Origin of the sequence: Labrys sedimenti, from assembly GCF_034424805.1 — a bacterium.
Taxonomy (GTDB): Bacteria; Pseudomonadota; Alphaproteobacteria; order Rhizobiales; family Labraceae; genus Labrys; species Labrys sedimenti.
In genome coordinates, this window is the sequence record NZ_JAXOUF010000011.1 from 62,752 (window position 1) to 73,874 (window position 11,123).

At 62.8% G+C, this 11,123-nt stretch carries 16 protein-coding genes; 5 read left to right on the forward strand and 11 right to left on the reverse strand.

The annotated features are described in order from the left end of the window. Window positions 1–180: 180 nt before the first annotated feature. Window positions 181–1,107: a DnaJ C-terminal domain-containing protein gene (locus U1R88_RS25050; protein WP_322433699.1), complete on the forward strand. Its 927-nt coding sequence runs from the start codon at window positions 181–183 to the stop codon at window positions 1,105–1,107. Window positions 1,108–1,138: 31 nt separating this feature from the next. Here the strand turns inward: U1R88_RS25050 and aroC are convergent, their stop codons facing one another. Further along, complete coding sequence (gene aroC, locus U1R88_RS25055; protein ID WP_322433700.1) at window positions 1,139–2,254, reverse strand: chorismate synthase; 1,116 nt, start codon at window positions 2,252–2,254, stop codon at window positions 1,139–1,141. 285 nt (window positions 2,255–2,539) lie between these two features. Here aroC and U1R88_RS25060 point away from each other — a divergent pair, with 285 nt between their 5' ends. Beyond that, the gene (locus U1R88_RS25060) at window positions 2,540–2,842 is read left to right on the forward strand and encodes a PsiF family protein (protein ID WP_322433701.1); all 303 of its coding nucleotides are present in this window, start codon (window positions 2,540–2,542) and stop codon (window positions 2,840–2,842) included. Between the two features lie 76 nt (window positions 2,843–2,918). On the opposite strand, the gene U1R88_RS25065 is transcribed toward U1R88_RS25060, so the two are convergent. From U1R88_RS25065 to pdxH, 4 genes are all read right to left on the reverse strand, one after another. After that, a complete protein-coding gene (locus U1R88_RS25065) occupies window positions 2,919–3,500 on the reverse strand; it encodes a histidine phosphatase family protein (RefSeq protein WP_245314602.1) in 582 nt (193 codons plus the stop codon). Window positions 3,501–3,654: 154 nt separating this feature from the next. Further along, window positions 3,655–4,473: an enoyl-ACP reductase FabI gene (gene fabI, locus U1R88_RS25070; protein WP_322433702.1), complete on the reverse strand. Its 819-nt coding sequence runs from the start codon at window positions 4,471–4,473 to the stop codon at window positions 3,655–3,657. Window positions 4,474–4,621: 148 nt separating this feature from the next. Continuing rightward, the gene (locus U1R88_RS25075; protein WP_322433703.1) at window positions 4,622–5,374 is read right to left on the reverse strand and encodes an SDR family NAD(P)-dependent oxidoreductase; all 753 of its coding nucleotides are present in this window, start codon (window positions 5,372–5,374) and stop codon (window positions 4,622–4,624) included. Between the two features lie 127 nt (window positions 5,375–5,501). After that, window positions 5,502–6,152 (reverse strand): pyridoxamine 5'-phosphate oxidase, encoded by a 651-nt coding sequence (pdxH, locus tag U1R88_RS25080; RefSeq protein WP_322433704.1) that lies wholly within the window; start codon window positions 6,150–6,152, stop codon window positions 5,502–5,504. 15 nt (window positions 6,153–6,167) lie between these two features. On the opposite strand from pdxH, the gene U1R88_RS25085 reads away from it, so the two are divergent. From U1R88_RS25085 to U1R88_RS25095, 3 genes are all read left to right on the forward strand, one after another. Beyond that, on the forward strand, window positions 6,168–6,668 hold the full coding sequence (locus U1R88_RS25085; RefSeq protein WP_068284580.1) for an RT0821/Lpp0805 family surface protein: 501 nt from the start codon (window positions 6,168–6,170) through the stop codon (window positions 6,666–6,668). 203 nt (window positions 6,669–6,871) lie between these two features. After that, window positions 6,872–7,090, forward strand: coding sequence for a hypothetical protein (locus U1R88_RS25090; protein ID WP_322433705.1), 219 nt, complete (start codon window positions 6,872–6,874; stop codon window positions 7,088–7,090). Window positions 7,091–7,406: 316 nt separating this feature from the next. Beyond that, window positions 7,407–7,595 carry a hypothetical protein gene (locus U1R88_RS25095; RefSeq protein WP_068284584.1) on the forward strand — a complete coding sequence of 63 codons (189 nt, stop codon included), beginning with the start codon at window positions 7,407–7,409 and terminating at the stop codon, window positions 7,593–7,595. 118 nt (window positions 7,596–7,713) lie between these two features. On the opposite strand, the gene U1R88_RS25100 is transcribed toward U1R88_RS25095, so the two are convergent. From U1R88_RS25100 to U1R88_RS25125, 6 genes are all read right to left on the reverse strand, one after another. Further along, window positions 7,714–8,112 carry a LuxR C-terminal-related transcriptional regulator gene (locus U1R88_RS25100; protein WP_322433706.1) on the reverse strand — a complete coding sequence of 133 codons (399 nt, stop codon included), beginning with the start codon at window positions 8,110–8,112 and terminating at the stop codon, window positions 7,714–7,716. A 129-nt stretch (window positions 8,113–8,241) separates the two neighbouring features. Then, entirely contained in the window at window positions 8,242–8,418 is a 177-nt protein-coding gene (locus tag U1R88_RS25105) for a hypothetical protein (protein ID WP_322433707.1), read from the reverse strand. A gap of 38 nt (window positions 8,419–8,456) precedes the next feature. Next, window positions 8,457–8,633, reverse strand: a complete 177-nt coding sequence (locus tag U1R88_RS25110; RefSeq protein WP_322433708.1) for a hypothetical protein — start codon at window positions 8,631–8,633, stop codon at window positions 8,457–8,459. Window positions 8,634–8,636: 3 nt separating this feature from the next. Next, entirely contained in the window at window positions 8,637–9,170 is a 534-nt protein-coding gene (locus U1R88_RS25115) for a DJ-1/PfpI family protein (protein WP_322433709.1), read from the reverse strand. A 389-nt stretch (window positions 9,171–9,559) separates the two neighbouring features. After that, window positions 9,560–10,147 carry a L,D-transpeptidase gene (locus tag U1R88_RS25120; protein ID WP_322433710.1) on the reverse strand — a complete coding sequence of 196 codons (588 nt, stop codon included), beginning with the start codon at window positions 10,145–10,147 and terminating at the stop codon, window positions 9,560–9,562. Window positions 10,148–10,747: 600 nt separating this feature from the next. Continuing rightward, window positions 10,748–11,047 (reverse strand): hypothetical protein, encoded by a 300-nt coding sequence (locus U1R88_RS25125; protein ID WP_322433711.1) that lies wholly within the window; start codon window positions 11,045–11,047, stop codon window positions 10,748–10,750. Window positions 11,048–11,123: the final 76 nt, after the last annotated feature.

Genomic DNA, 11,123 nt, shown 5'->3' on the forward strand with positions numbered 1-11,123 from the left:
CATTAAGCGTCAAACCCAGCACCCGAACCGGCACGTTGGTGGAAATCGCCGCCTTCCCGAGATTTCGCGGCGCGAGCATATTGCGGAATCTCGTGCTAAATCCCATCTCTTGGGCGCACGTGGGCCTTGTGCCACGGTGGCGGGCTGCCCATCAGGGGGCCGGCGGGAGAGATTTTGAATATGCGTGACCCCTATAGCGTCCTTGGCGTTTCCAAGACGGCAAGCTTGGCTGAGATCAAGAAGGCCTTCCGGAAGCTCGCCAAACAGTACCACCCCGATCAGAACAAGGATGCCAAGGCCGCGGCGAAGTTCGCCGAGGTCAACAGCGCCTATGAAATCGTCGGCGACGAGAAGAAGCGGGGCCAGTTCGACCGCGGCGAGATCGATGCCGAAGGCAAGCCGCGCTTCCAGGGCTTCGAGGCCGCGGGCGGTCCCGGTGGCTTCGGACGCGACACCGGCGGCTTCGAGTTCAATTTCGGTGGTGGTCGCGGCGGCAGCGGCGGCGGTTTCGCGGGTGGCTTCGACGATATCCTCAGCGAGATGTTCGGTGGACGTGCTCAGCGCGGCGGCGGTTCGCGCGGCTCGGCGCCCCGCGGCGAGGACATTCAGGTGACCGGTCAGATTCCCTTCACGGTCTGGGCGTTGGGCGGCAAGACAAGGGTCGAGCTCGGGCCAGGCCGCATGGTGGACGCTTCCATTCCGGCCGGCATCGCTCCAGGCAAGACCATTCGCCTCAGGGGCCAGGGCGAGCCGAGCTCGTTCGGGGGCGAGCCCGGCGATGCGCTGATCACGGTGGCCGTGGCACCGCACGAGGCATTTCGTGCCGAAGGCAAGAATGTTCGCGTCGACGTCAACGTGACCCTCTACGAGGCCGCTCTCGGCGCCAAGGTGCGCGTGCCGACGCTCGACGGTTCGGTCGATCTCACCTTGCCCGCCGGCACCACAGGGCTGCGCTCCTTCCGCCTCAAGGGCAAGGGCGTGCAGGCCAAGGATGGGCCCGGCGACCTCATCGTCCAGCCCCGGGTCATCATGCCGGGCAAGATCGATCCCGAACTCGAGGCGGCCCTCGTAAAGCTGCGCGACAAGGGCTACGACATCGGGCGTTGAATCGGGGGCGGGTCTGAAGACCCGCCGTCCGTTATTTCTCGAATGGCCAGGCCACCGGCGTGCCGACCTGCCCGCGATGGCGCAGAAAATGGTCGGCCAGCACGCAGGCCATCATCGCCTCTCCCACCGGCACGGCGCGGATGCCGACGCAGGGGTCATGGCGTCCCTTGGTGACGATATCGGTGTCGCGACCGTAGCGGTCGACCGTACGGCGCTCCTGCAGGATGGAGGAGGTCGGCTTCACCGCAAAGCGCAGCACCACCGGCTGGCCGGTGGAGATGCCGCCGAGAATGCCGCCGGCATGGTTGGAGAGGAACAGCGGCCTTCCGTCATTGCCCATGCGCATCTCGTCGGCATTCGCCTCGCCTCCGAGCTCGGCAGCGGCAAAGCCGTCCCCGATCTCCACGCCCTTGACCGCATTGATGCTCATCATCGCCGCCGCAAGATCCGAATCGAGCTTGCCATAGATCGGAGCACCGAGGCCTGGCTGCACTCCTTCGGCCACCACCTCGATCACCGCACCGATCGAAGAGCCGGCCTTGCGTATGCCGTCGAGATATTCCTCGAAGAAGGCGGCCGCGACCGGGTCCGGGCAGAAGAACGGATTGGCATCCACCGCCTCCCAATCCCAGCGGCGGCGATCGATCTTGTGCGGCCCCATCTGCACGAGCGCGCCGCGGACGGTCACGCCGGACAGGACCTGCCGAGCCACCGCCCCGGCCGCTACGCGGGCTGCCGTCTCGCGAGCCGAGGATCGTCCGCCGCCACGATAGTCGCGAATGCCGTATTTGACGTCATAGGCATAGTCGGCGTGGCCGGGGCGATACTTGTCCTTGATCTCCCCGTAATCCTTCGAACGCTGATCGACATTCTCGATCATCAGATGGATCGGCGTCCCCGTGGTCAGCAACTGCCCGCTCGCCTCGTCCGCCATCACGCCGGAGAGGATGCGTACGGCATCGGGTTCGCGACGCTGCGTGGTGAAGCGGCTCTGGCCCGGCTTGCGGCGGTCGAGGAAGCCCTGGATCATCGCCTCGCTGATCGGCAGGCGCGGCGGGCAGCCATCGATCACGCAGCCCAGCGCCACGCCGTGGCTCTCGCCATAGGTGGTAACGCGGAAGAGATGGCCGAAGCTGTTGAAGGACATGGGAGCTCGCAGGGAACAAGTGATGGCCGCCTTCTACAGCATTCGCGCCAAAACTCAATTTCGGCCGTGCCCCGACAGAGCCGAAGGTATCTTGCAAACGCCCCCAGCGCCATGCGAGGCGATCAGAATAAGCAAGGCATAACCTGACATCGAAATAAGATTCGGTCAGATGCCGCCGCTGAATTCTCAAACGAAGGTCAAAATTCGGCCATGTCATGGTTCCATGCCTGGAGCGGGCTGGGTATCGAAATCGTTACCGAAATCGAATATACTGGAGGAAATACCATGAACGTCCGCCGTTTTGGCCTGCTTCCGGCAATTGCATTGGCACTTTCCTTGGGTGTGGACGCAGCCTCTGCACAGACGACGCCTGAGACCACGCCACCTGCGACGGCCGCGCCGACGGAACAGATGGCGCCGAGTGCCACGCCTACGACCCCGAAGGCCAAGAAACCGGCGGTCGATGCCAGCAAGAAGGCGGCCATTTCCAAGGCCTGCTCCGACGCCGCCGACAAGCAGGGGCTGAAGGGCAAGCCCCGCAAGAAGTTCCGCGAAAGCTGCAAGCGCAAGGGTGGCCCGGTTACCTGAGCGACCAGCCTGGCGACGGGAGCCGCCGCGCTCCCAGGAATGCCCTCATAGGTCGGTCTTTCTTGCGGCCTGGTATTTAGACCCATTCGGCCGATTTGTTGCGGAAGACCAGCAGCTTGCCCTGCCAGATCGGCTCCTCGGCGGCTTGAGCGCTGGCTTTACCGGCCAACAGCACCATCAATACGCGGGCGACGCCGCCATGGCTGACAACCACCTGATCCTGCGTCACCGTCTTGAGCCAGAGCGCGATACGGTCGTGCAGCATGGCATAGCTCTCGCCGCGCGGCGGGACATAGGCCCATTTGTCGGCCGTGCGCGCTTTCACCATGTTGCGGTCCACCGAACGCAATTCGGCCCAGGTGCGGCCTTCCCAATCGCCGAAGGTCAGTTCCTTGAGGCGGTCATCGGTGGTGTAGCGCTGCGGCGGCAGGCCAATCGCCTTGCGCGCCAGTTCCGCCGTCTCGCGCGTGCGCCCGAGCGGGCTGACCAGCCAGGGCAGGCTATCCGGCTCAGGCAGGACCCCCGCAAGCCTTTGGCCTGCCTCGGCAGCCTGCTTGCGCCCCGCTTCATTGAGGGGGATGTCCTGCTGGCCTTGCAGGCGCGCTTCGGCGTTCCAATCGGTCTCGCCGTGGCGCATGAAGTAAAGTGTGGGCGCCACGGGCTTACTCCTGCTTTGGACGTATGAACCAGACGGGAGGCCGTCCTGCCTCCCGAAACGGGCATGACGCCAGCCGGCGAATGCCCGTTTCATTTTCGTGCTGCCGGCCCCTCATGAGCTGCTGAACCGGTGCTCCAAAGCCTGCGCTTGCCGCTCAGTCCTTGCCGGCGAGCGTGATGTCGGGCGAGGTCGGGTTCTTCATGCCGACCACATGGTAGCCGGCATCGACATGGTGCACTTCGCCGGTAACGCCGCGCGACATGTCGGAGAGCAGATAGGCCCCCGCTTCGCCCACCTCCTCGATGGTGACTGTGCGGCGCAGCGGCGCGTTATATTCGTTCCACTTGAGGATGTAGCGGAAATCGCCGATGCCGGAAGCGGCCAGGGTCTTGATCGGACCAGCGGAGATGGCGTTCACCCGAATCGCCTTCTCGCCGAGATCGGCGGCCAGATAGCGCACGCTCGCCTCGAGCGCGGCCTTGGCCACGCCCATGACGTTGTAGTGCGGCATCCACTTCTCGGCGCCGTAATAGGTCAGCGTCAGGATCGAGCCGCCCTCCGTCATCAGCTTCTCGGCGCGCTGGGCGACCGAGGTGAGCGAATAGCAGGAGATCAGCATCGTCTTGGTGAAGTTCTCTTCGGTCGTCTCGAGATAACGGCCGTCCAGCTGATCCTTGTCCGAAAAGGCGATCGCGTGGACGATGAAGTCGAGCTTGCCCCACTTGGCGGCAACTTCGGCGAACACCGCATCGATGCTGGCGCCGTCGGTGACGTCGCAATGGCCGACGACAAGGGCATCGAGTTCGGCAGCCAGGGGCTCGACGCGCTTCTTGAGGGCGTCCCCCTGATAGGTGAAGGCGAGCTCGGCGCCATGCTGCCTGCACGCCTTGGCGATACCCCAGGCGATCGATCGATTATTCGCCACACCCATGATGAGGCCGCGCTTGCCGGCCATCAATCCACTTGCTGTCATTCCGCAACTGCCTATTCGAAAGGAACGGCATGAATAACGGAAGGCTGCGCAGGGGGGAAGGGGCGATAGACCTATTTGTTGAGGAATAGACCGTCCCTGTCATGCCGAGAGCATTGTCGGCAACCTTATCGCCCCCGGAATACCGCCGTCAGACGTGCTGCCCGCCATTGATGGCGATCTCTGCCCCGTTCACATAGGAACTCTGATCCGTGCACAGAAAATAGATGGTCTTGGCCACTTCGTCGGGTGTGCCGAGGCGGCGCATCGGGATTTGCGCGACGATCTTCTCGGTGCCGGGCGACAGGATCGAGGTATCGATCTCACCAGGCGCGATCGCATTGACCCGGATGCCGCGCGGTGCGAAGTCCGAGGCCATTTCGCGGGTCAGCGCCGCCAGGGCGGCCTTCGAGGTCGCGTAGGCGGCCCCGGCGAAGGGATGGACACGTGCCCCGGCGATCGAGGTGACGTTCACCACCGAGCCCTTGACCTGCTCCAGTTCCTGGATCAGCCCGCGCGCCAGCATGATCGGCGCGAAGAAATTGACCTGGAACACCCATTGCCAATCCAAAAGCCCGGTCTCGATGCTGCTCAGCCGCGTACCGCTGTTGCCCTTGGGCGAAATCGCCGCATTGTTGACCAGCGCATGCAGGCCGCTGCCGTCGAGACGGCGCTTGATCTCCTGGATCGCCTCCTCGGTATTGGCCGGATCAGCCAGGTCGACCTGGATGTGATCCTCGGGGCCTGCCTCCCACGGGCACTCCTCGGGGAAGGCATGACGGGAGCAGGTGATGACCCGCCAGCCTGCCGCTGAAAAGCGCTTGACGGTCGCATGCCCGATCCCCCGGGAGGCGCCGGTGAGGATCATCGCGCGCTGCGGATGCTGGGCGGAACTGCTTGTCATTGATGTAACCGATCGAAAAAGGGGGCGGCTCCCAAGAGCCATGCCAGAAGACATAGATATCACGACGCCCAAATGAAATAGGGCGGCGGCTCGCGGCAAAGGGCACGCCGAATTGCCGCGCGCTGGCTCAGGGATAAAGCTGCTCGCGGCGCCAGCCGTCCTGGCTCTCGGCACGCCTGAAAACCAGGCGGTCATGCAACCGGAACGGCCTGTCGTGCCAGAACTCGATCTGCACCGGCAGGATGCGGAAACCGGTCCAGTGGGGCGGGCGCGGGATCTCGCCGATGGCGAATTTGGCCGTGTAGGTCGCTACTGCCTTTTCGAGGGCGAAACGCCCCTCGAGCGGCCGCGACTGCTGCGAGGCCCAGGCGCCGATTCGGCTCCCACGCGGGCGCGTGACAAAATAGGCGTCGGCCTCCGCATCGGTGACACGCTCCACCGGCCCGCGCACCCTCACCTGCCGGCGCAGACTCTTCCAGTGAAACAGCAGGGCGGCCTTGGGCGTGCCGGCCAGTTCCTGGCCCTTGGCACTCTGGGTGTTGGTGTAGAACACGAACCCCTTGTCATCGAGGCCCTTGAGCAACACCATGCGCACATCCGGCAGCCCTTCGGGATCCACCGTGGCGAGCGCCATGGCGTTGGGGTCGTTGGGTTCGGATTTCTCCGCCTCCGCGAGCCATTGCGCGAACAACAAAAACGGTTCGGACGCGCCGAGGAAGCCAGCCGAGTCACCCGGCGTTAACTCGCCCGTGCCAGGATTACCTAACGTCATGGTCATTGGGGTGGCTCCACTGTGTTCAGCCTGTTCGTCTTCAAGGGCGGTTATAACGCCTACCGCGTCCGCGGCCCACTGTCAGTGCTGTTCGCCAGTGTCATTTTGACAGGCTGCGCCATTTCGACGCCTCTCGGCCCGATCTTCGGTTCGGCCGAGGATCAGACCACGACCGGTTCGATTCCCGTCCAGGACATCCGCCTCAATGCCAGCATGACCGACGCCGACTGGCAGCAGGCCAAGGCCGCGCTGCAGGCCGCCATGGACCCCCAGAATCCGGGCGCCTCGATTCAATGGTCGAACATGACGACCGGCGCCCACGGCTCGGTGACGCCAGTGGCCGAGACCTATGTCGAGAACAAGCTCACCTGCCGCAGCTTCGTGGCGGCGCAGTCGGACCAGGCCGGCGGGGCCATCCGAGGAACGAACCCGGCGCAATGGTATCAGGGCAAGGGTTGCCGCAAGAGCGGTACGGCCTGGTCGATCGTCAGCGTGCAGCCCTGGGCCTTGCCGAGGGCATGAATTGCCGGTGCCGGCGGCCCGGTTAATCGAACATTCAGGTAGCCGGGCCTATACTGTCCACCATGCCGTGCGAAGTATCACGGAGCCTTCACGTTAACCATGATAGCTTCGCCGCCAAATATTCACAGTCCGGCCCTCACCTCGCTTCAAAGCACCTCCAGGGTGAATGTAAGTAGAGCGTGTCGTTGCGTATGGAGTTAATTATGACGACCTCCCCTCTTTCCACCGCCCAACCGGGCGAAGGGCTCGCGCCCCAGCAAGGCTCGCCGCGCGAGCAGCTGCAGCATCTCTATCGCGCCATCGGCATTTCGGCCGTCGCCGCAGCCGCGGCACAGGTGGCCCGTGTCGTGGCCAAGCCTGAAAAGCCCAAGCATGAAATGCCGGCCTGCCTGCGCGACGAAGACGACGATCTCGCCGCCTGAACGGAAGCATCCTGCTTTTGTCGATATGCGACGCGGCTGCAACGACATGCGCGCGGCATATCGGTAACATTGAACTTATGAATGCATCACAGCCGCGCCGCAAAGCGCGGCTTTCTTTATGGCCTTGTGGCCCATTTACTTGTGACGTTCTTGCAACATGCTGCAGCAAAATAACGACAATGTCGCAATTGAGCTAATCGTGTCGCCGTTCCGTCATAATTCCCACGCCTTCGCTGTCAATTATGGGATAAGTTGTTGTCGTAACTGCGTAAATCCGTGCACGTACTTGTCGTGTATCTTGGTTGAGGACCAGATTATGGACATCGAGGGATCGCGTCTCCAGCAGCCCGCGCAACAGAAGCGGGAAAAGCTCGAGGATCGTTATGGCAAGATTGCCATCCCGGCTCTGGCCGCCGCCGTGGGTGCGGCGCGCAAGGAAAAGGACCAGCGCCAGATGAGCGCGGAGGCGGCCTATACTCGCCTTCAGCAGATGGCCCAGTCGTAAGACTTGGCAATATTGCAGGCCGGTACGTCAGGCCGGCAGCTCCCACGCTCTGGGGTTGTCCCCCGTGGCGCTTGGCAGGATGTGCGAAAGCAAAGCGCTTTTTTCAGAAGCGACTCGCTTAATCGTTGATTTCGCGCTGTCGAATCGCCGTCCTGACCGCCTGCGCCGTCGTCGCCGCTCCCAGGCGAAGGCGCGCCCGGCGTAGATGATTTTCAACCGTCCGCTCCGACAGACCGAGTGTCGCGGCAATGTCCGCCTGTCGCCGGCCTGCTGCCGTCCAGCGCAGGACTTCGCGCTCCCGCGACGTGAGGTTGGCAGCCGTGTCGCCGCCACCGCCCTCGATGAGGCGCCGCGCCGAACGGAAGGCCGCGATGCCGATGATCGTCAGGGCAATGCGGGCCCGCGCAGAGCTGTCGATCCGCTCACCACCATAGGTCACGGCGCCTTCGAGACCGGTGGGTCCGAAGACAGGAATCTGCAGCCCATGCACGCCCGCTCCCCTGGGCGTGCGGACCACGCGGTATTTCTCGCCGCGGCTCGAAACCGTCTTGGTTTAGAAGAAGGCCTCGTCCGTGGACAGGATATGGCGCGTCACCGGGCAGCGCTGGACATAGGTCTTCGCATCCACAAAGGTCCCGTCGCCAAACTAATCCCCCTCCGCCCAGTAGATCTTCTCGACCAAGTCGTCTCGCACCGGGGACGCGGAAAACAATACGAAACGATCATATCCGAACAGCAAAGCGATAGCGCGGACACGTTGCTGGATCGATGCAAGGTCTTCGCTTCTCTCGATGGCGAAGACCGTTCCATAGAACTGATCCATGTCTTCATCCGTCTCTTCATGCGCCGCCGTCGGGGCGACTATAGCGCGGCAGCCTCTGTGATCAGAGCGCGGGCTGCCGCCTTGCCGAGATTGTTCGATGCAAAAGGGCTGTCGCCGGTAATGAGTTTGCGATCCTGGTGCGTCCGGCCCGTGATGTCGTCATTCAGGATTTCCACGCCGGCTTCCCGCAGCCTCTCGCCGATGAACCAGGGCATGGCTCACGGCATATAGCCGATATCCGGCATCTTCGCGTCGATCGAATCGGGAAACGCGCAAATCTTGTAGCCCTTGAAGGGAGAGTCTCCCTCGGCTTCGCCGATCGAAGCGGCCAGCAAGGCTGCAGGGCCATGACAGAGCGAGATGACATATTTGTCCCTGCGCAAGGCCCATTCGAGCACCGCCTTGACGTCGCGGCTTTGCGGCAGGCCGATCAAGGCGCCATGTCCTCCGGGGATGAAGACGCCGATGTAGTCGGAGTCGTCTCCGAGCCGGCCCTCGATGACGTCGGACAGCTTCAGTGGCTGCTTCAGCCTGTCGAGATATTTGCGATAGATGCCCTGGACCGCATCGTCCTCCTTCGGAAAGGCCCAGAGCTCCAGCTTGACCGGGTTTCCCGAGAGGGTGGCGATCTCGGTTTCGAAACCGGCCTTGTCCATATGGTACATCGGCAGCAGCATCTCGACGGGGTGGTTGCCGGTCAAGAACATCGTGCCGTTGCGCATGAGGAGATAGCGCTCGTCCGCCGCAATCATCAGGACCTTCCAGCGCCCCCGCGATAGGCGTCGGGGTAGTGCGCATCCCCCAGGTCGGATTTGGCGGACGTGAATTGGCTCAGTGAATAGGGCGATGGAAAGAAGGCATTCTCCTCGGCATGATCGGGGGTAGGACACCTGTCTTCCGAGCGGTCGGTCATGATGGTCTCTCCGGAGCTGATATGAACCGTTCACAGAGAATAGGCTCGCCGTCGCGCGCGTCGGATGAGGGATTTCACTCAATTCGGCCAGAAAGACCTACCCACCATTCCCCAGTCCGGGGGCAATGACCGGGCAAACAAAAGCCCCGGAAAAATCCGAGGCTTCATGTCTAGCGCGAATGCTGGGCAGGGCCCCCGGACGCGCCGAGATGCCAGAAACCGCAATTCTCAGCGCACGATCACCTTCGTGCCGGCGGGAACGCGATTGTAGAGATCGATCACGTCGATGTTGCGCATGCGGATGCAGCCGGACGACACGCTGCGGCCGATCTTCTCGGGTTCGTTGGTGCCATGGATGCGATAGAGCGTATCCTTGCCGCCCTGGAAGAGGTAGAGCGCGCGGGCGCCCAGAGGATTGGTCCAGCCGCCCTCGGTCCGCTTGACATGCGGCCAGCGCGCAATCATCTCGGCCGGCGGATTCCAGGTCGGCCATTCCGCCTTGTGGTCGATGACGGCCTCGCCCGTCCAGCCGAAAGCCTCGCTGCCGAGGGCCACGCCGTAGCGCATCGCCTTGCCGTCGGGCAGCGTATAATAGAGCAGATGCTGCTTTGTCTCGACCACCACCACGCCCGCCGGCTCGCCGGTGGGATTGTCGACCATGTAGCGGGCAAACATCTTGTCCACATCGCCGGTGGGAATCATCGCCATGAACTGCGCATCCCGCTCCGAGAGCACGGGATCGGCGGTCTTGGTATATTGGCAGGCGCCCAGACTCAGCGACATGGCCGCGAGCACGGCAAAATGGACCAGTTTCATAGTACCCCCGAATACGTCAGCGCGTAGCTAGTACCGACATCATTATGGTTACTGTTCGGTTAAGTCCGGCGGTACTAGGCAGACGAGAGCCGGAAACATCAACACATCAGCAGTACAAAAATGAAACAGCCAGTGGGTGTCAATGCGGTTTGATTAAAAAACAAGAAGTGTTGCCGATATCATACGCCGCTCCCGTCACCACTCGGGAACCGGGACCCTGCAGCGTTTTGCAACCTAGCGGAACCCCAGGAAATGACGAAGATACGCACAAACAAACAGTTTGGACAGGAGAGAGGTCGAAAAAGAACGTGCTCTATCCCGGCGAAACCGCCCCCGCCTTATTGTAAACGCAGGCGAGGTAAGGGCATGCATCGTGCCTCTTTCTTGGCAAAGCCGTGCCGGCTTCCTGAAGCGACCAGGCGTAAGGCTCGTTCTCTACGGGAACCCCAAGCTTAAAAGGAGCGGACAAGCCTCCTGCAAGGCCTGTCCGCTCAAGGTACTGCTATGGAGAGTAGAGTTACGTCCACGGCAACCCGGTTTCCCGGCCGCTGCACCCCTGTGCCTTTCGGCACAGCCGGCTGCCGCTGCAGCGACTATTCGTCAATGAGCGGTCGACGGACGCGTCGGCGCCGAGAAGCTCAATGCGCTGTCGATTCCAGCGATGATCCCACGGGCCAGGTCGACGTGACGGCCGACACCGGCGGAAAGGGCATCCCGCATCTGCGAGTCGAGAGGAGAATTGTCGATGGCAACACCGAGACTGGAGAGCGTCGCGCAAAGCTCGCCCAGCAGACGCTGGTGCTGGCGGATCGACAACATGTAGGCGCGATGCAGCTCGGTGATATCTGGCGCCGACATGTCGACGTCGTTCCAGGCCAGGCGTGCGTTTGAGGTCAACATCGATAGTCCCCGACGATTTTGCGTGGGCTCGTGCTGATTTCCGGCCCCGCTGATACAGCAATGGTTAATTGGAAAC